Source organism: Streptococcus sp. ELY_86 (genome assembly GCF_058314495.1).
Map to the genome: position 1 here is coordinate 98,653 of NZ_JBZFUK010000005.1, position 19,130 is coordinate 117,782.

16 protein-coding genes are annotated in these 19,130 nt (G+C 43.8%); 14 read left to right on the top strand and 2 right to left on the bottom strand.

Annotated features, from left to right (window positions below; genetic code table 11):
* Window positions 1-2: 2 nt before the first annotated feature.
* The 5 genes from AC4HAN_RS07975 to AC4HAN_RS07995 all read left to right on the top strand — a co-directional run bounded on the left by AC4HAN_RS07975 (window position 3) and on the right by AC4HAN_RS07995 (window position 3,555).
* Complete coding sequence (locus AC4HAN_RS07975) at window positions 3-485, top strand: deoxycytidylate deaminase (protein WP_491092043.1); 483 nt, start codon at window positions 3-5, stop codon at window positions 483-485.
* 60 nt (window positions 486-545) lie between these two features.
* A complete protein-coding gene (gene efp / locus AC4HAN_RS07980; RefSeq protein ID WP_027975356.1) occupies window positions 546-1,106 on the top strand; it encodes an elongation factor P in 561 nt (186 codons plus the stop codon).
* 41 nt (window positions 1,107-1,147) lie between these two features.
* Window positions 1,148-1,537 carry an Asp23/Gls24 family envelope stress response protein gene (locus AC4HAN_RS07985; protein WP_003090909.1) on the top strand — a complete coding sequence of 130 codons (390 nt, stop codon included), beginning with the start codon at window positions 1,148-1,150 and terminating at the stop codon, window positions 1,535-1,537.
* Complete coding sequence (nusB, locus tag AC4HAN_RS07990; RefSeq protein WP_491092044.1) at window positions 1,530-1,958, top strand: transcription antitermination factor NusB; 429 nt, start codon at window positions 1,530-1,532, stop codon at window positions 1,956-1,958. Before AC4HAN_RS07985 ends, nusB begins: the two co-directional genes overlap by 8 nt.
* Window positions 1,959-2,094: 136 nt before the next feature.
* Window positions 2,095-3,555: a glycoside hydrolase family 32 protein gene (locus AC4HAN_RS07995; protein WP_491092045.1), complete on the top strand. Its 1,461-nt coding sequence runs from the start codon at window positions 2,095-2,097 to the stop codon at window positions 3,553-3,555.
* Between the two features lie 32 nt (window positions 3,556-3,587).
* Here AC4HAN_RS07995 and AC4HAN_RS08000 read toward each other — a convergent pair whose 3' ends face one another.
* Window positions 3,588-4,553, bottom strand: a complete 966-nt coding sequence (locus AC4HAN_RS08000; RefSeq protein WP_491092046.1) for a LacI family DNA-binding transcriptional regulator — start codon at window positions 4,551-4,553, stop codon at window positions 3,588-3,590.
* 4 nt (window positions 4,554-4,557) lie between these two features.
* Entirely contained in the window at window positions 4,558-5,997 is a 1,440-nt protein-coding gene (locus AC4HAN_RS08005) for a sucrose-6-phosphate hydrolase (protein WP_491092047.1), read from the bottom strand.
* A 190-nt stretch (window positions 5,998-6,187) separates the two neighbouring features.
* On the opposite strand from AC4HAN_RS08005, the gene AC4HAN_RS08010 reads away from it, so the two are divergent.
* From AC4HAN_RS08010 to recG, 9 genes are all read left to right on the top strand, one after another.
* Window positions 6,188-8,095: a sucrose-specific PTS transporter subunit IIBC gene (locus AC4HAN_RS08010; RefSeq protein WP_491092048.1), complete on the top strand. Its 1,908-nt coding sequence runs from the start codon at window positions 6,188-6,190 to the stop codon at window positions 8,093-8,095.
* 192 nt (window positions 8,096-8,287) lie between these two features.
* Window positions 8,288-9,169 carry a fructokinase ScrK gene (scrK, locus tag AC4HAN_RS08015; protein WP_491092049.1) on the top strand — a complete coding sequence of 294 codons (882 nt, stop codon included), beginning with the start codon at window positions 8,288-8,290 and terminating at the stop codon, window positions 9,167-9,169.
* Between the two features lie 162 nt (window positions 9,170-9,331).
* The gene (gene manA / locus AC4HAN_RS08020) at window positions 9,332-10,282 is read left to right on the top strand and encodes a mannose-6-phosphate isomerase, class I (RefSeq protein ID WP_491092050.1); all 951 of its coding nucleotides are present in this window, start codon (window positions 9,332-9,334) and stop codon (window positions 10,280-10,282) included.
* Window positions 10,283-10,566: 284 nt separating this feature from the next.
* On the top strand, window positions 10,567-13,098 hold the full coding sequence (gene secA / locus AC4HAN_RS08025; RefSeq protein WP_491092051.1) for a preprotein translocase subunit SecA: 2,532 nt from the start codon (window positions 10,567-10,569) through the stop codon (window positions 13,096-13,098).
* A gap of 20 nt (window positions 13,099-13,118) precedes the next feature.
* Window positions 13,119-14,150: a 3-deoxy-7-phosphoheptulonate synthase gene (locus AC4HAN_RS08030; RefSeq protein WP_491092052.1), complete on the top strand. Its 1,032-nt coding sequence runs from the start codon at window positions 13,119-13,121 to the stop codon at window positions 14,148-14,150.
* Between the two features lies 1 nt (window position 14,151).
* Entirely contained in the window at window positions 14,152-15,186 is a 1,035-nt protein-coding gene (locus AC4HAN_RS08035; protein ID WP_491092053.1) for a 3-deoxy-7-phosphoheptulonate synthase, read from the top strand.
* Between the two features lie 137 nt (window positions 15,187-15,323).
* Complete coding sequence (gene acpS / locus AC4HAN_RS08040; RefSeq protein WP_491092054.1) at window positions 15,324-15,680, top strand: holo-ACP synthase; 357 nt, start codon at window positions 15,324-15,326, stop codon at window positions 15,678-15,680.
* Window positions 15,677-16,792, top strand: coding sequence for an alanine racemase (alr, locus tag AC4HAN_RS08045; RefSeq protein ID WP_491092055.1), 1,116 nt, complete (start codon window positions 15,677-15,679; stop codon window positions 16,790-16,792). The genes acpS and alr overlap by 4 nt, the downstream gene beginning before the upstream one ends.
* Window positions 16,793-16,964: 172 nt before the next feature.
* Window positions 16,965-18,980 carry an ATP-dependent DNA helicase RecG gene (gene recG, locus AC4HAN_RS08050; protein ID WP_491092056.1) on the top strand — a complete coding sequence of 672 codons (2,016 nt, stop codon included), beginning with the start codon at window positions 16,965-16,967 and terminating at the stop codon, window positions 18,978-18,980.
* The last annotated feature ends 150 nt before the right edge of the window (window positions 18,981-19,130 follow it).

Consider the following 19,130-nt stretch of genomic DNA (forward strand, 5'->3'; position numbering starts at 1 on the left):
ATATGACTGATAAAAAACGCCTATCCTGGCAGGATTATTTTATGGCTAACGCAGAGCTGATTTCCAAGCGTTCAACCTGCAACCGTGCTTATGTCGGGGCTGTGCTGGTTAAAAATAAGCGGATCATTGCCACAGGCTACAACGGCGGTGTATCTGATACGGACAACTGTGATGAAGTCGGCCACCAAATGGAAGACGGGCACTGTATCCGAACGGTTCATGCTGAGATGAACGCACTCATCCAGTGTGCTAAAGAAGGGATTTCGACAAATAATACCGAAATTTACGTAACACATTTTCCCTGTATTAACTGCACTAAGGCACTCCTGCAGGCGGGGATCAGCAAGATTACCTATAAGACTGCCTACCGTCCTCATCCTTTTGCGATTGAACTTCTAGAGGCCAAAAATGTTCCTTATTTTCAGCACGATGTACCGGAAATTCATCTGGGACAGCAAGAAGAGACCGGCTCAGAAAACATTTGAGAATGCTGGGACATTATGGTAAAATGAGATGATAATATTTTATAAAGAGGTATAGAAAACATGATTGAAGCAAGTAAGCTCAAGGCTGGCATGACTTTTGAGACCAATGATGGTAAATTGATTAAAGTACTTGAAGCCAGCCATCATAAACCAGGTAAAGGAAACACCGTTATGCGCATGAAACTGCGTGATGTCCGTACGGGTTCAACATTTGATACAACTTACCGTCCGGAAGAAAAGTTTGAACAGGCCATCATCGAAACACGTCCTGCTCAATACCTTTATCAAATGGATGATACGGCTTATTTCATGGATACAGAAAACTATGAGCAGTATGAAATTCCGGTTGCCAATGTAGCAGAAGAATTGAAGTTCATTTTAGAAAATTCAGAAGTGAAAATTCAATTCTACGGTACAGAAGTTATCGGGGTTACCATCCCGACAACTGTTGAGCTGACAGTTACTGATACACAGCCATCTATTAAGGGCGCAACTGTAACAGGTTCAGGGAAACCTGCAACGCTTGAGACAGGTCTTGTTGTTAATGTGCCGGACTTCATTGAAGTCGGTCAAAAGCTGATCATTAATACAGCAGAAGGTACTTACGTTTCTCGTGCTTAAACAAAGCCGGATTTGTAGACTTTATTAGAAAGGATCGCATGATGGCAAATGAAATGATCGGAGAAATTGTTATTTCTCCACGTGTGCTTGAAGTGATTACAGGCATCGCCACAACCAAGGTTGAAGGTGTCCACTCGCTTCATAATAAAAAAGTAGCTGACAGTCTCAGCAAGGTTGCTCATGGACGGGGCGTCTATCTTCAGACAGAAGAAGACGGCACCGTTAACGCTGATATTTATGTTTATCTGCAGTACGGCGTCAATGTACCGGCAGTTTCTATCGAGATTCAGCAGGCGGTCAAGGCGGCTGTTTATGATATGGCAGAAGTCAGTCTTTCAGCAGTCAATGTCCATGTTGTTGGCATTGTTCCTGAAAAAACACCAAAACCTGATATGAAAACCCTGTTTGATGAGGATTTCCTTGATGGCTAGTGTGTTTAGTGATTCGAGACGTGATCTGCGTGAACGTGCCTTTCAGGCACTCTTTTCTTTGGAATTCGGCGGCGACAGCCTGAAAGCTGCTGAATTTGCCTATACCTATGACAAGGCTGAGGAGGAAGAAGCTGATGTGCCTTTGTTCCTGCTGGCCTTGGTTCAGGGGGTATCTGACTGCAAAGAAGAGCTGGATAAAAGTATTTCCCAGCATCTTAAATCAGGCTGGACGCTTTCCCGCCTGACGCTGGTGGATAGAAACTTGCTGCGGCTGGGTTTATATGAAATTAAATATTATGAAGAAACACCCGAACGTGTTGCTCTCAATGAAATCATTGAAATTTCAAAGAAATATTCCGATGACAAATCCAGCAAGTTTATTAATGGTGTCTTAAGTCAGTTTATTGCTGAGAAAAAATAGAAGCCCGGGCTGAAATTTTTTGCTGCTGCTAAAGCGCAAAAAATCAGCCGGGCTTTTTTGCATGAAAAGAAGAGTTTGAAAAATGAAAGCGCATACGCTATAATGAGAGTATCTGTTTGAATCAAAGGAGAAGACAATGAAAGAATGGACGCGGGAAGAGCGCTACCGTGTACTGCAGAGTGCAGATGACATTCGCGGGCTTTATGAGGCCATCAAAAAATCGGATTACAGACAAACCTATCACCTACAGCCAATTACAGGTTTATCAAGCGATCCCAATGGTTTCGTCTATCATAAGGGTATCTGGCATCTTTTTTACCAGTGGTGCCCGTGGGGTGCTGTGCATGGTTTAAAATACTGGTATCATGCGGCATCAAAGGACTTGGTTCATTGGGAAAACCGCGGTGTCGGCATCTATCCGGATTCGTTTTACGATAATAAAGGAGTGCATTCAGGCTCAGGTTTTTCAACGGGGGAAGATCTCTATCTTTTTTATACAGGCAACCATCGTGATGACAATTGGGTACGGACACCTTATACTTGTGTTGCCAAGCTGGAGGATTCCGGTGAGTTGATAAAAGCCCCTCAGCCTCTTTTTGGTCCTCATGAAAATTATACAGAGCACCAGCGTGACCCTAAGGTCGTTTATGATGAAGAAACGCAAAAATACTACATCCTTCTGGGCGCCCAATCCAAGGATCTTAAAGGGAAGGTTTTAATTTACAGTTCGGATTCTTTGCTGGAAGGCTGGACCTTTGCCGGTGAACTGCAGGTTCCGGGATTTGAAAATCTGGGCGGCATGTGGGAGTGCCCGTCCATTGAACGCATTTCCGGCAAAGATATCTTAGTTTTTTCACCTCAGTACACAACCTTGCCGCATCGTAATCAAAATACCAATCATAATGTCTACTTACTCGGGAAAATGGATTATCAGAACTTAACCTTCACAGCAGAAGGAGATTACCGCCATCTGGACTATGGTTTTGATTTTTATGCGGCTCAGTTTGCAGCTGGGGTGAAGGATCCTGATAGGGCTATTTTAACGGCTTGGATGGGACTGCCGGATAATCACTACCCGACAGAAGCAGAAGATTGGGAAGGCAGTCTGACCCTGCCGCGTGAACTGCGTTTGGTTAATAACCGTTTGATTCAGCGTCCTATAGAGGACATCGCTTCACTTCGTAAGCGGTCGCTGACTTTGGATAAGGAGCTGGCCAGAGTTTGTGAATTAGAGGTGCTGAATGCTCGGGGGCAGGATTTTGATTTGAGGCTGTTCAGTAAGAAAGACGGCAGCGGCGGTTTTCGTATTTCTTATGACAGCAAAACAAAGCTTTGTACAGTTGACCGCAGTCAGATGGATCAGCATTTCAATACAGAGCTTGGAGAATGCTTGACGATTCCCATGGAGGATGAGCTGACGAAACTTGCTGTCTATATTGACAAGAGCTCTGTTGAACTGTTTATCAATGACGGACAGGCAACCTTTACCTCCCACCTTTATCCGACAGCGGCAGAAAAGTACTACGCTGCGGATTCTCATCTTGAGCTTAAAGGCTGGCTGCTAAAACAGGCAGTGTTAGATGATTTTATTGTTTAAAAAAACTCGCAAAGCAAGAACTTTGCGAGTTTTTAAATACTTCTGCCAGATATTAAGGTGATGGGGAGTTTATGCTCTTTATCACTTAGCGTTTGTCCGGCGATTTTTTTTAACAGCAGCTCAACAGTCAGCTGGGCAATATCACGAATGGGCTGTTTAATGGTCGTCAGCTGGGGCAGGTAATTTTCAATAAAGGCAGTGCCGTCGTAGCCGATTAATTTTAAATCCTCAGGAATCTTGATTTGCAGCTCATTGGCTGTTTTCATCACCAGCATAGCTGTCAGATCATCAGAGGTAAAAATACCATCGGGCTGGTAACGATCAAGAATATTTTTAATTTCCATTTCCTTGCGGACAGGAGAATAATCGCTGGAAACGTTGATGAAATAAGATTTAGGTAAGACAGAACTAAAGCCTGTGCGGCGCAGTGCCGTCGGTGAGCAGCTGTCATCATTACCGGTAATCATGACAATTCGCTTGCAGCCGGCTTCCTTCAAGCTTTGGGCAGCCAGAACGCCGCCTTGAAAATTATCGGATGAAACAACGGGAATCTTAGGGGATAGGTTGCGGTCAAAGGAAATAATAGGAGCAGTGACGCGGTCATAATCAGGAATTCCTAAATTATGGCTGCCGGAGATAATGCCATCCACCTGATTGGCTTCCAGCATTTCCAGATATTCACGCTCCTTGTCAGAATCGTGTTCGCTGTTGCAGATAATGGTTTTGTAGCCCTTATCAAACAGCTCACGTTCCAAATGTTCAATCAATTCGGCATAAAAGATATGGCTGATATTGGGGAAAATCAGACCGACCAGCTTAGAGGATTTGCCCTGCAGGCTTCTGGCGAGATTGTTGGGTTTATAGCCAAGTTCACGCATGGCCTCGTTGACTTTTTGAATGGTTTTCTTTGAAAGATAGCCCTTTTTATTAATCACGCGGGAAACAGTAGTAGGACTGACACCCGCTAATTCTGCAACATCTGTTAATTTTGTAACCATAAGCTTAATAGTTTAATTCAAAGTATTTACCAGCTGGATGCCCTTGTTTGATAGCAATGCCTGTCTGGTCTTCACGCGGAAAAACACGGCCTGTAAATACTTTTTCTCCCTTATTGATGAAAATTTCAAAAATTGATTTGTCGATGAAAATAGTTGCAGTTGTAATTTCATTGTCAATCGCACAAGAACGGGTGGTACCGTATTCAAGAGCATACTGTTCTCCTGCTTGAGAACGGTCAATCAGAATTTCTCCCTTTTGGGTATCGACAACTACTGATAAACCTTTGCTGTCTTGATCAGCAAATAAGATAATTTCACTGCGGCTGTCCTTATCAAAAGTCAGCTCCAGCTCATAGGTATTGTTGGTTGAGCTCATATTGGCAAAGGTTTTTTCTTCCTGACGAAGGGAAGTAACAGCATCGACAGGATACTGGTAGAGTTTGCCGTCTTTGACTGTCAGTTCTTTGACCAGGCTCATAGCCCCTTGATAATCATATTTATCGGTCGGATATTCTACATCGGGAAGCCCGATCCAGCTGATAGACAAGGCTCTGCCGTTAGGATCGTTAAAAGCCTGAGTCGCATAGACTTCGAAGCCATAATCTAAATTATGAATCTCAGAAGGATTGACCAGAGCTGCTTTTTCTGTGTCAAACGTTTGACCTATTTTATACATATTGGGATAAATATTGTCGTAATGAATGACCTTTTTATCAAGCCCCTGAGGACAGTAAAGAAGAACCGGCTGGTCATCTACAAAAACCAGATTGGGGCATTCAATCATGTAAGAAGTGGCATCATTGTCAAAGTCCAAATCTCCTACAAAATGCCATTCTTTATAGCTGTTGTTTTGAGCCTTATAAAGTTTGATAAACCCTTTTTTATCAAGGCTTTGAGCACCGATGATGGCGTAGTAGTCACCTTTGTAGAAGAAAATCTGCGGATCGCGGAAATGTTCGGTAACATCGTCCGGCTTAGCAATCAGTGTTTGAGGGACTTTTTCTAAATGACCGCTGCTGTCCAGCAAACCGCCGTTTTGGTAGGTATGGCGTACCCAGTTTTCATCGCGGACATTGCCTGTATAAAAGATGAACAGTTTGTCGCCGAACTGCATGGCAGAACCCGAATACATGCCGTGGCTGTCCAGAGAAGTGTCAGGATATAAAATCGTTCCTGTTTCTTTGAAGTGGATTAGATCGGTTGACTCTGTCTGTACCCAGGACTTAAGACCGTGAGCAGCACCAAAAGGGAAATACTGGTAAAACAGCTGCCATTTTCCCTTGAAATAGGAGAAGCCGTTGGGGTCATTGAGAAGGCCGTAGGCCGGTTCAACATGAAATACTGTATGCCAAGGAGAACGTGCAGCATTTTCTTTGATTTTTTGAACCTCTTCTTTTGTCCATTTATCATAGGGTTTGTACTTTTGTTCGGTTGTTAATGACATAGTGCCTCCATCGTATAATTCTATATTATATACTAGACGTTTTCTTCTTAAAAATCAATATTTTAACGCAAAAAGTGACTTTTTTATGTAAAACGATTGACATATTGTGAAAAAATGATAAAATATAAAGCGTGGAAAGTAAAAAAACGCTTTCAAAAACATAACAAATTATCAAAGGAGTTTTTTGCAAATGGATAATACACAAATTGCAAAAGAAGTCATTGAAGCTCTGGGAGGGCGTGACAATGTACGCAGCGTTGCTCACTGTGCTACCAGGCTTCGTGTAATGGTTGTTGATGAGGATAAAATTGACAAAAAAAAGGCTGAGAGCATTGAAAAAGTTCAAGGTGCTTTCTTTAACTCAGGTCAATACCAAATCATCTTCGGAACAGGCACTGTTAACAAGATTTACGATGAAGTGGTAGCGCTTGGCTTGCCTACTTCTTCAACAGGAGAACAAAAAGCTGAGGCCGCTAAGGAAGGAAACGCCTTCCAGCGTGCTATTCGGACCTTTGGTGATGTCTTCGTACCGCTTTTGCCGGCTATTGTTGCCACAGGTCTTTTCATGGGTGTCCGCGGTGCCATCAATAACGATACCATCTTAGGGTTGTTCGGCACCACCTCAAAAGCATTTTCAGCATCGAATTTCTACACCTATACGGTAGTCTTGACTGATACGGCCTTTGCCTTCTTCCCTGCTCTGATTTCATGGTCTGCCTTTCGTGTGTTTGGCGGGAACCCGGTTATTGGTTTGGTACTCGGTTTAATGATGGTCAACTCAGCTTTGCCAAATGCCTGGGATGTTGCCTCTAATGCTGCAAAACCAATCATGTACTTCGGCTTTATTCCGGTAGTTGGCTATCAAAACTCAGTATTGCCGGCTTTCTTCGTTGGTCTGCTGGGTGCTAAATTTGAAAAATGGCTGCACAAAAAGGTTCCGGATGTCCTTGACTTATTGGTAGTGCCGTTTGTGACATTTACAGTCATGTCTGCTCTTGCCCTCTTTGTCATCGGCCCTATCTTCCACTCAGTTGAAGATTACGTTCTTGCTGCTACGAAGTTCCTTTTGAATTTACCGCTTGGTTTGTCAGGTTTGGTACTTGGAGGACTGCACCAATTGGTCGTTGTGACTGGTGTTCACCACATCTTCAACTTACTTGAATCACAATTAATTGCAGCAGACGGCAAAGATCCGTTCAACGCGATTATCACTGCAGCTATGACTGCACAGGCAGGTGCAACACTTGCCGTCGGTGTAAAAACCAAATCAGCTAAATTAAAAGCACTTGCTTTCCCGGCAGCTTTATCTGCAGGTCTGGGTATTACTGAACCGGCAATCTTTGGTGTTAACTTACGTTTCGGAAAACCATTTATCTTGGGACTTGTCGCAGGTGCCTTCGGCGGCTGGCTGGCTTCATTATTTAACCTTGCAGGAACAGGTTTTGGTATTACAATCATTCCGGGAACACTCCTTTACCTCAATGGACAGGTTCTTAAGTATGTTATCATGGTATTGGTAACGACAGCAGTTGGTTTTGCCTTGACTTACTTCTTTGGTTATGAAGATGAAGAAACACAAGAAGAATCAGCCAATGAAACCACAAAGGAAGCAGAAGAAACTCCAGCAGCTCCTGTTGAAGTGACTGATGATGTTCTGGGCGCTCCTCTTGCAGGTGAAGTTGTGGATCTTAAATCTGTAAATGATCCGGTCTTCTCCAGTGAAGCAATGGGTAAAGGCGTTGCGGTCAAACCTAGCGGAAATACTGTTTATGCACCGGCTGACGGTACAATTCAAATCGCATTTGACACTGGCCATGCCTATGGTATTAAGACTGATAAAGGAGCAGAAATTCTGATTCATATCGGTATTGATACAGTTTCTATGAACGGCGACGGCTTTGAACAAAAAGTAAAAGCTGATCAAAAAGTTAAAAAAGGCGATGTTCTGGGAACATTTGACAGTGCTAAGATTGCACAGGCCGGTCTTGATGATACCACAATGGTTATCATTACTAATACGGCAGATTATGCTTCAGTTTCACCTGTTGCTTCAGGAACTGTAGAAGCAGGCAGCGACTTGCTGGAAGTTAAAAAATAAGAGATTTTGCTGAGGTTGGTAGATGTATACTGGCCTCAGCTTTTTAGTTTTATTATGCAGCATTAAAAGCAGGATTCTTTCTTAACAGACGCTTTATTTATGGTATAATGAAAAGTAGTTTCCTATAAAATCATGCTCTTGCAAGCAAGGGTAACTACCGGATATTGAAGCAAAAAAGATTCGAGGTTTACTATGTCTAAATTATATGGCAGCGTGGAAGCTGGCGGAACAAAATTTGTCTGTGCAGTTGGCGATGAAAATTTTCAGATTGTTGAAAAGGTTCAGTTTCCAACAACAACTCCTTATGAAACGATTGAAAAGACGGTTGACTTTTTCAAAAGATTCGAAGCGGATTTGGCCAGTGTAGCAATTGGTTCTTTTGGACCTATTGACATTGATCCAAATTCAGAAACTTACGGTTATATTACGTCAACCCCTAAACCTAATTGGGCCAATGTTGATTTAGTCGGCTTGATGTCCAAAGGTTTTAAGATTCCCTTTTACTTTACAACGGATGTTAATTCTTCTGCCTATGGGGAAACCATTGCCCGCCCTAAAGTGAAAAGCTTGGTCTACTACACAATCGGTACCGGCATCGGAGCGGGAGCTATCCAAAACGGTGAATTCATCGGCGGTGTCGGACACACAGAAGCAGGACATACTTACATGGCTCTTCATCCGAATGATGCAGCCAACGATTTTTACGGTGTCTGTCCTTTTCATAAGGGCTGTCTGGAAGGTCTGGCTGCAGGTCCCAGCCTTGAAGCCAGAACCGGTATTCGCGGCGAGCTGATTGAGCAAAATTCAGATGTTTGGGATATTCAAGCTTACTATATTGCTCAGGCTGCTATTCAGGCGACCATGCTTTACCGGCCGCAGGTTATCGTTTTTGGCGGCGGTGTCATGGCTCAGGAACATATGCTGCGCCGGGTCCGTGAAAAATTCACATCCTTGCTTAATGACTACCTGCCTGTGCCTGATGTCAAAGACTACATCATCACACCGGCAGTCGCTGAAAATGGTTCTGCGACATTGGGCAACTTTGCTCTGGCGAAAAGAATTACAGAGCGCTAAAATATTTACAAAAGGCAAAGCAGCTATACAGACAGTTTTGCTAATTCAATAACTTTTATGACGCAGTGAGAACTTAGGTATTTAAATCAGCAAGTTCATTCTGCGTCTTTTTCTTTTGGTTAAATGGTGATATAATGAGAAAAAATGACAGGAGAAAATACAATGGCAGAACCTTTATTTTTACAATCGCAGATGCATGAGAAAATCTGGGGCGGCAGCCGTTTGAAGACGGAATTTGGTTATGATATTCCTAGTAGGACAACCGGTGAATATTGGGCGATTTCGGCCCATCCCAACGGGGTTTCTCTTGTCAAAAACGGCCTGTATAAGGGAGTTGCACTGGATAAACTTTATGCAGAGCACAGAGAGCTGTTTGGCCACAGCAAGAGCCCTGTGTTTCCGCTTTTGACTAAGATTTTGGATGCTGATGATTGGCTGAGTGTTCAGGTTCATCCGGATGACAAATATGCTTTGGAGCACGAAGGAGAGCTGGGGAAAACTGAGTGCTGGTATGTTATCTCTGCTGATGAAGGTGCTGAAATCATTTATGGTCACAATGCTCAGTCCAAAGCAGAACTGCGGGATTGGATAGCGTCAGAAAACTGGGATCAGCTTTTAAGGCGCATTCCGGTTAAAGCTGGGGACTTCTTTTATGTTCCGAGCGGTACCATGCATGCGATTGGCAAGGGAATTATGATCTTGGAAACCCAGCAGTCCAGTGATACTACTTATCGTGTTTATGATTTTGACCGAAAGGACGACAAAGGACAAAAACGGGAGCTTCATATTGAGGCATCTATTGATGTTTTAACAATCGGTGCCCCAGCTAACTCAACTCCCGTCAGTCTGGCTCTGGAAAACATAGAATCCACTCTCTTGGTTTCGAGTTCCTTTTTTGCTGTGTATAAATGGGTGATAAAAAGTTCTGTTAAGATGAGACAGACAGCTCCCTACCTTTTGCTCAGTGTATTGGACGGAGAAGGCAGTATCACAGTTGACGGTGAAAACTATCCTCTTAAAAAGGGAGATCATTTCATACTGCCAAGCGATGTCAAAGCCTGGGAATTAGCAGGAAATCTGACCATTATTGCCAGCCATCCCAATGAACACTAAAGATAAGACTGTTGGATCGAAAGTGAGTATTTGGCTGTGCAGTCAGGTTCAGAAATTTAAAAATACGAAAGAAGTGCATTTTCATGTTTTGAAAATGCACTTCCTTCTGTAATTGCAAAATTTTAATGACACTGAGATTTTTTGCTATATTAAACAGCTGGTTTTGGGAACAGCAGCGACCTGCCTTTCAGCTTCTTGTGAGGTTTTGAGAGGGCACAGGAATTCTTGAACATGAGCTGTATTTATGATAAAATAGAGCGATAACACTATCGAAAGGAATCAAGATGGCAAATATTCTACGCACTATCATTGAGAATGATAAAGGCGAAGTAAGAAAATTAGCAAAAATAGCAAAAAAAGTTGAAAGTTATGCTGATGAAATGGAGGCTCTTGCAGATGAAGAGCTCCAAGCTAAAACAGAAGAATTTAAACAGCGCTATCAAAACGGTGAATCCTTAGATGACCTGCTTCCTGAGGCTTTTGCTGTTGTTCGCGAGGCTTCAAAACGTGTTTTAGGCCTCTATCCTTACCGCGTTCAAATTATGGGCGGAGTGGTTCTTCACCATGGGGATGTTCCTGAAATGAAGACCGGTGAAGGGAAAACCCTGACAGCAACCATGCCGGTTTACCTCAACGCCATTGCCGGTGAAGGTGTCCATGTTGTCACGGTCAATGAATACTTGGCAACGCGTGATGCTACTGAAATGGGTGAGCTTTATTCATGGCTGGGTCTGTCTGTCGGAATTAATCTGGCAGCTAAATCATCGTCTGAAAAACGTGAAGCTTACAGCTGTGACATTACATACTCAACCAATGCTGAGATCGGTTTTGATTATCTGCGTGATAATATGGTTGTCCGCAAGGAAAATATGGTACAGCGGCCGCTCAATTTTGCTCTGGTGGATGAGGTTGACTCCGTTTTGATTGACGAAGCGAGAACACCGCTTATTGTTTCAGGGCCTGTCAGTACAGAGACTAACCAGCTCTATTACCGTGCAGACAGTTTTGTAAAGACACTGACAGAAGATGACTATGCGATTGATGCACCGACGAAAACAATTGGCCTTAAGGATTCCGGCATTGATAAAGCAGAAGCTTATTTCCATTTAGACAATCTCTACGATATCGAAAATGTCGCCCTGACTCACTACATTGACAATGCTCTGCGTGCTAACTATATCATGCTGCTTGATATTGATTATGTGGTCAGTGAGGATCAGGAAATTCTGATTGTTGACCAATTTACCGGACGTACCATGGAAGGGCGCCGTTTTTCTGACGGACTTCATCAGGCGATTGAGGCTAAAGAAGGTGTGTCTATTCAGGATGAATCAAAGACCAGTGCTTCCATCACTTACCAAAACATGTTTCGGATGTACAAAAAGCTGGCAGGTATGACAGGTACTGCCAAGACAGAAGAAGAAGAATTCCGCGAAATCTACAACATGCGTGTCATTCCGATTCCGACGAACCGTCCGGTAGCTCGTATCGATCATCACGACTTGCTCTATCCGACACTTGAGTCTAAATTTAAGGCAGTTATTGATGATGTAAAAGCCCGCCATGAGAAGGGACAGCCGGTCTTGGTCGGTACTGTTGCAGTTGAAACCTCAGACCTCATCTCAAAAATGCTGGTTCAGGCAGGTATACCTCACGAAGTTCTTAATGCTAAAAATCACTTTAAAGAAGCTCAGATTATCATGAATGCCGGTCAGCGCGGCGCGGTTACCATTGCAACTAATATGGCCGGGCGCGGGACAGATATTAAGCTTGGTGAAGGTGTGCGCGAGCTCGGAGGTCTTTGTGTTATCGGTACAGAACGCCACGAAAGCCGTCGGATTGACAATCAGCTGCGCGGACGTTCAGGGCGTCAGGGGGATCCGGGTGAGTCACAATTTTACCTTTCACTTGAAGATGAATTGATGCGCCGTTTTGGTTCTGAACGTGTTAAAGCTATTCTCGATCGCTTTATCAAGGAAGACAACGATGTTGTCATTAAATCACGTATGCTGACTAATCAGGTTGAATCTGCTCAAAAGCGGGTTGAAGGAAACAACTATGACACGCGTAAACAAGTCCTTCAATACGATGATGTCATGCGCGAGCAGCGTGAGATTATCTATGCTGAACGCTATGATGTCATTACCGCTGAGCGGGATCTCGCTCCGGAAATTAAGGCCATGATTAAACGGACAATTGAGCGTACGGTAGAATCTCACAGCCGCTTGGATCGTAAGGAAAGCCTTGATGCTATTCTTAACTTTGCCAAAACAAATCTGTTGCCTGAAGACTCAATCAGCTTACACGATATAGAAGATCTGAAGTACGATGATATTAAGGATTTGCTCTATGATGCAGCTCTTAAAAATTACGACCGTCAGATTGCAAAATTACGTGATGAAGAGTCTGTCCGGGAATTCCAAAAGGTGCTCATCCTTATGGTTGTTGACAATAAATGGACAGACCATATTGATGCTTTGGATCAGCTTAGGAGCTCGGTTGGCCTGCGCGGCTATGCACAAAATAACCCTATCGTTGAATACCAGTCAGAAGGCTTTAGAATGTTTCAGGATATGATTGGTGCCATTGAATTTGACGTGACGCGTACAATGATGAAAGCGCAAATTCATGAGCAAGAGCGTGAAAAAGAAGCTAAAAGCAGGACAACAGCCCAGCAAAATATTTCCGCTCAGTCCGGAACAGCTAAACCAGAGGCTCAGCAAGATCCTATTTTTAAGGGAGTTGGCCGTAACGATAAATGTCCGTGCGGTTCAGGCAAGAAGTTTAAAAATTGTCACGGCCGCAAACAATTGTAAACATTAGTGAGGATAAGAAGATGTCTTTTAAAGCTACCAGTGATAAAATTAATGTTGAAGAAGTCCGCAGCCTGTCGAAACTGACGGGTGCGTCTTTGGCTCAAAAGGAAGCTCGCGACCGTGAGCTGGAAGCAATCATTAAGGGGGAAGATGACCGCCTGCTTTTAGTTATCGGTCCTTGTTCATCAGATAACGAAGAAGCTGTTCTTGAATATGCTAAGCGTTTGGCCAAACTGCAGGAAGAAGTCAAAGACCGTGTCTTTATGGTCATGCGTGTCTATACGGCAAAACCTAGGACTAATGGCGACGGCTACAAAGGTATGGTCCATCAGCCTGATACAGGAGAAGCGCCAAGCTTGATTAACGGGATTCATGCAGTCCGTAATCTGCACTACCGTGTCATCACCGAAACGGGAATGACAACAGCAGACGAGATGCTCTATCCGGAAAATCTGCCATTGATCGAAGATTTGGTATCTTACATAGCTGTCGGTGCCCGTTCAGTTGAGGATCAGCAGCATCGTTTTGTTGCTTCGGGGATTAGTGTTCCGACAGGAATGAAAAATCCGACTTCCGGCAATCTGACTATCATGTTTAATGGTATTTATGCGGCTCAAAACAAGCAGTCTTTCCTTTTCAATGGCGAAGAAGTTGAAACCAGCGGCAATCCTTTAGCTCATGCTATTTTGCGCGGCGGTGTCAATGAGTACGGCAAAAACATTCCAAACTACTACTACGACAACCTTTTAGACACCATTGACCAATATGAAAAAATGGGTCTTGAAAATCCCTTCATCGTTATTGATACCAATCATGACAATTCAGGAAAACAGTATTTGGAACAAGTCAGAATTGTTCGCCAGACCCTGATCAACCGTGATTGGAATGAAAAGATCAATAAATATGTTCGCGGCTTTATGATCGAGTCTTACTTGGAAGACGGCCGTCAAAACGAGCCGGAAGTTTTCGGAAAATCCATTACTGACCCATGTTTGGGCTGGGACAATACCGAACAGTTGGTTCACGAAATTTACGATACCTTAGGAAAATAAAATGGGCATTCATCAAAAAAGTACAACCATAGATATTTCTAAAATTAAAGCAGATACACAGCTGAAAGATCAGGATTTAGCCAGAAAGCAGGCGCGTGATGCTGAACTGGCTAAGATTATCAAGGGAGAAGATGACCGTATTCTTTTGGTTATCGGTCCATGTTCGTCAGACAATGAAGAAGCAGTGCTGGAGTATGCCCATCGTTTGGCTAAGCTGCAGGAAGCGGTTAAAGACCGTATCTTTATTGTCATGCGTGTTTACACAGCGAAACCCCGGACTAACGGTGACGGCTACAAGGGACTTATCCATCAGCCGAATAGTTCTAAGCTGCCCGATCTTATCAACGGGATTCATGCAGTCCGCAATCTGCACTACCGTGTCATTACTGAGACAGGGCTGACGACAGCAGATGAGATGCTCTACCCTTCCAACCTTATCTTGGTTGATGATTTGGTTTCCTACCATGCTATCGGTGCCCGTTCGGTTGAAGATCAGGAACACCGTTTTGTAGCTTCGGGAATTGACGCTCCTGTCGGTATGAAAAATCCAACCTCAGGCAATCTTCAGGTGATGCTGAATGCCATCCATGCAGCTCAGCATTCACAAAACTTTATTTACAATAGTGCTGAAGTGGAAACTGACGGTAATCCCTTGGCTCATGTCATCTTGCGCGGAGGCAGCAATGAACATGGTGAATATGAGCCGAATTATTACTACGATATTCTTTTAAAGCTTATCCAAAAATATGAGGACATGGGGCTGGCTAATCCTTTCATCGTTATTGATACCAATCACGATAATTCAGGAAAAAATTATTTGGAACAGGTCAGAATCGTTCGGCACAGTTTGGTCAACCGTGATTGGAATGATAAAATCAATAAATACGTTCGCGGCTTTATGATCGAGTCTTATTTGGAAGACGGCCGCCAGGACGAACCGGAGGTTTTCGGGAAATCTATCACCGATCCGTGTCTGGGCTGGGACAATACTGAACAGCTGGTTCATGAAATTTATGATACGCTAAAAGGTAAATAAGGAGCAGAGCGTCAGGCAAAGCTTGTGCTAAGGCATATCCAAGGATTGGAAAGCTGCTAAAGCTTATCCTGACGCATGTTAAACTGGATAAAGACAAGAGATTGAGACCGTGTCTTGGTCTCTTTTAGAAAGATATTATGATAATAGGACACGGGATTGATTTGCAAGATATAGGTGCTGTCAAGCAGGCCTATAACAAAAACAGCCGCTTTGCTGACAAGGTGCTGACGGCTAAGGAGTTGGAAATATTTTCAAACCTTGCCGGGAAACGCCGAATGGAATACTTGGCCGGGCGCTGGGCTGCTAAAGAAGCTTTTTCAAAAGCTTATGGCAGCGGCATTGGGACCTTGCGCTTTCAGGATTTGGAAATTCTGGCTAATGAAAAGGGAGCGCCGGTCTTTACCAAGGCGCCTTTTTCGGGAAATATTTTGATCAGCATCTCTCATTCCGGGAACTTCGTTGAGGCCAGTGTCATTTTGGAGGAAGAATCATGATTGCCAGCTATCATCGTCCAACGACTGCTCATATTAACTTAGACAACATTGCTTTTAATATTAAACAGGTACAAAGCCACATCAAGAAAGATATTAAAACCTTTGCTGTTGTCAAGGCCAATGCTTACGGCCATGGTGCTGTGCAGGTGGCTAAAGCTGTTCAAAATCAGGTGGATGGCTTTTGCGTATCCAATTTAGATGAAGCTTTGGAGCTGCGTCAGGCCGGTTTGAAGGACTTTATTCTGATTTTAGGCGTTATTTTGCCTGATGAAGCGGCTTTAGCCAAACAAGAAGGCATTACTGTTACGGTGGCTGATCTGGAGTGGCTGCATGAAGCAAGAGCGAAAAAAATTGATTTAAAGGGCCTGTCGGTGCACATTAAGGTCGACTCCGGCATGGGCAGAATCGGTGTCAGAAGTTTGGCAGAAGCGAATCAGCTTATTGCTGGTTTGCAGGAAGCGGGCGCTTTGGTTGGAGGCATTTTTACCCATTTTGCGACAGCTGACGAAGCTTCCGCTGTCAAATTTGATCAGCAGCTGCAAACCTTTGAGGAAATTGTTGCAGGGCTGGACAGCAGGCCGCCCCTTGTCCATGCCTCCAATTCGGCTGCCAGCATTTGGCACAGCGATACAGTTATGAACGCTGTTCGCTTAGGCATTGTGATGTACGGTTTAAATCCAAGCGGTCAAGCACTTGAGCTGCCCTATCCGCTCAAACCTGCGCTGGAATTGACATCGCTTTTGGTTCAAGTGAAAGAGGTCAATGCCGGAGACACTATTGGTTATGGCGCCACCTACACGGCTCATCAAAATGAAGTGATTGGTACAGTGCCTATCGGCTATGCCGATGGCTGGACGAGAGACCTTCAAGGTTTTAACGTTCTGATAGATGGCGAGTATTGTGAAATTGTCGGACGTGTGTCTATGGACCAAATTACGGTACGTCTGCCCAAGGCCTATCCTTTAGGAACACAGGTAACGCTGATTGGTCAAGATGGCAGTCAGGCAATTTCAGCGACTGATGTTGCTGACAAAAAAGGAACCATTAATTACGAGGTGCTCTGTTTGATCAGTGATCGAGTTCCTAGAAAATACAACGATGCCGACAATTAGCTTAATTGCTTGATGGCAAGCGTTACACAATAAAAAAGCTTGGGAGTAGGCATGCACTGTGCAGTCATGCAGATGCTCCTGCTTTTTTATGTCTTATCAAAGAGTTGCCTTGTGTCTGTCGAAAGTCGGCTGCTTTTGATATAATAGTAAAAAAGTTATTGAAAGGGTGCTTATGGACTTACAATCATCAATTGCAGTTTTAAAGGGTTTAGGTCCTAAGTCTGCAGAGAAATTTCATAAATTAGGCATTTATACCATCGAAGATTTATTGCTTTATTATCCTTTCCGCTACGAAGATTTTAAGGCAAAATCTGTTTTTGACTTGCTGGATGGCGAAAAGGCCGTTGTCACAGGAAGGGTAGTCACTCCGCCAAACGTTCAATACTATGGCTTTAAACGCAACCGCTTATCTTTTAAAATCAAGCAGGGAGAAGCCATTATTGCTGTTTCCTTTTTCAATCAGCCCTACTTGCAGGATAAGGTAGAGGTCGATCAGCAATTGGCTGTTTTTGGCAAATGGAATCAAGCCAAGTCCTCCCTGACAGGTATTAAAATTTTAGCTCAGGCAGCTGATGACATGCAGCCGGTTTACCATGTTGCTCAAGGGATATCGCAGGCTGCTTTGGTTAAGGCCATCAAGTCAGCTTTTGATTCGGGCTGTGCCGATGCTCTGCCTGAAAATCTTCCTCAGGTTTTGCTGGATAAGTACCGTTTATTAGACAGAAAGACGGCGATGCGAGCCATGCATTTTCCCAAAGATTTGGCAGAATACCGCCAGGCTCTTCGGCGTATTAAATTTGAAGAACTCTTCTACTTTCAAATGAATCTGCAAATTTTAAAAGCAAATAACAAGGCAGAGTCAAATGGTTTAGCCATTGCCTATGACAGGGAAAAAATAGCAATGAAAATTGCGGCGCTTGACTTTACTTTGACAGATGCCCAAAAACGCAGTTTGGAAGAGATACTGACAGATATGGCATCCGGTGCCCACATGAATCGCCTCTTGCAGGGAGATGTCGGTTCAGGCAAGACTGTTGTGGCCGGTCTTGCCATGTATGCAGCCTATACCGCCGGTATGCAGTCTGCCCTCATGGTGCCTACTGAAATCTTAGCAGAGCAGCACTATGACAGTCTGAGAACTTTGTTTCCTGATTTATCCATCGCTCTTTTGACCTCGGGCATGAAAGCTGCTGTCAAGCGTTCAGCACTGACGGCTATCGCCAATGGTTCTGTCGATATGATCGTCGGCACACACGCCTTAATTCAAGAAGGGGTAGATTATCACAAGCTGGGTCTGGTCATTACCGATGAGCAGCACCGATTTGGAGTCAGACAAAGGCGTCTTTTTCGCGAAAAAGGAGAAAATCCTGATGTTCTCATGATGACTGCGACGCCTATCCCAAGGACCTTAGCTATCACAGCTTTTGGAGAAATGGATGTTTCTGTTATTGATGAGATGCCTGCGGGGCGCAAGCCGGTTAAAACACGCTGGGTCAGGCATGAACAACTGGATAAGGTTCTGCCGTGGGCTAAAGATCAAATTAAAAAGGGCGCACAAATCTATGTGGTTTCGCCCTTGATTGAAGAGTCTGAAAGTCTTGATTTAAAAAATGCCAGTGCTTTAGAAAAAGAATTAAAAGATTATTTTGCGGACAGTGCAGCTGTTGCTTTGATGCATGGCCGCATGAAAAATGAAGAAAAAGAAGCTATTATGCAGGACTTTAAAAAAGGAGCTGTTGATATTCTGGTGTCGACAACAGTTATTGAAGTCGGTGTCAATGTGCCTAACGCCACCATTATGATTATCATGGATGCTGATCGTTTCGGGCTCAGCCAGCTCCATCAGCTGCGCGGGCGTGTCGGCCGCGGAGATAAGCAGTCCTATGCTATTTTAGTAGCTAATCCCAAAACAGATGCTGGGAAAGACCGCATGCGGATTATGACTGAAACGACAGATGGTTTTCTTTTGGCCGAGGAAGATTTGAAAATGCGCGGTTCCGGTGAGATTTTTGGAACCCGTCAGTCGGGTATTCCAGAATTTCAGGTGGCTGATATTGTGGAAGATTATCCCATTTTAGAAGAAGCAAGAAGGGTTGCGGCACAGATTGTAGCTGTTAAAGATTGGCAAAAGGATCAAAGGTGGGCGCTGCTGGTTCAAAATTTAAGAAGAAAAGAAATTCTTGATTGAGAGCTTTTTAACTCTTCCCGGCAAAGCAATTAGCAAAAAATAAACCGAAGTCACAGCAGGCGGTTTTTAAGCTTACAGGATGAAACTTACAAAAGCAGACGTTGCTGTTTGGGCTGTTTATCCTTGTTTTGCCCATAACGGGTTCAATTT

Excerpts from the sequence above, each read along its gene's own strand:
- AC4HAN_RS08000 (WP_491092046.1), bottom strand. The coding sequence starts at position 4,553 with ATGGTTACAAAATTAACAGATGTTGCAGAATTAGCGGGTGTCAGTCCT.
- manA (WP_491092050.1), top strand. The coding sequence starts at position 9,332 with ATGGCAGAACCTTTATTTTTACAATCGCAGATGCATGAGAAAATCTGG.
- secA (WP_491092051.1), top strand. The coding sequence starts at position 10,567 with ATGGCAAATATTCTACGCACTATCATTGAGAATGATAAAGGCGAAGTA.
- efp (WP_027975356.1), top strand. The coding sequence starts at position 546 with ATGATTGAAGCAAGTAAGCTCAAGGCTGGCATGACTTTTGAGACCAAT.
- scrK (WP_491092049.1), top strand. The coding sequence starts at position 8,288 with ATGTCTAAATTATATGGCAGCGTGGAAGCTGGCGGAACAAAATTTGTC.
- nusB (WP_491092044.1), top strand. The coding sequence starts at position 1,530 with ATGGCTAGTGTGTTTAGTGATTCGAGACGTGATCTGCGTGAACGTGCC.
- AC4HAN_RS07985 (WP_003090909.1), top strand. The coding sequence starts at position 1,148 with ATGGCAAATGAAATGATCGGAGAAATTGTTATTTCTCCACGTGTGCTT.
- alr (WP_491092055.1), top strand. The coding sequence starts at position 15,677 with ATGATTGCCAGCTATCATCGTCCAACGACTGCTCATATTAACTTAGAC.
- AC4HAN_RS08005 (WP_491092047.1), bottom strand. The coding sequence starts at position 5,997 with ATGTCATTAACAACCGAACAAAAGTACAAACCCTATGATAAATGGACA.
- AC4HAN_RS07995 (WP_491092045.1), top strand. The coding sequence starts at position 2,095 with ATGAAAGAATGGACGCGGGAAGAGCGCTACCGTGTACTGCAGAGTGCA.
- AC4HAN_RS08035 (WP_491092053.1), top strand. The coding sequence starts at position 14,152 with ATGGGCATTCATCAAAAAAGTACAACCATAGATATTTCTAAAATTAAA.
- recG (WP_491092056.1), top strand. The coding sequence starts at position 16,965 with ATGGACTTACAATCATCAATTGCAGTTTTAAAGGGTTTAGGTCCTAAG.
- AC4HAN_RS07975 (WP_491092043.1), top strand. The coding sequence starts at position 3 with ATGACTGATAAAAAACGCCTATCCTGGCAGGATTATTTTATGGCTAAC.
- acpS (WP_491092054.1), top strand. The coding sequence starts at position 15,324 with ATGATAATAGGACACGGGATTGATTTGCAAGATATAGGTGCTGTCAAG.
- AC4HAN_RS08010 (WP_491092048.1), top strand. The coding sequence starts at position 6,188 with ATGGATAATACACAAATTGCAAAAGAAGTCATTGAAGCTCTGGGAGGG.
- AC4HAN_RS08030 (WP_491092052.1), top strand. The coding sequence starts at position 13,119 with ATGTCTTTTAAAGCTACCAGTGATAAAATTAATGTTGAAGAAGTCCGC.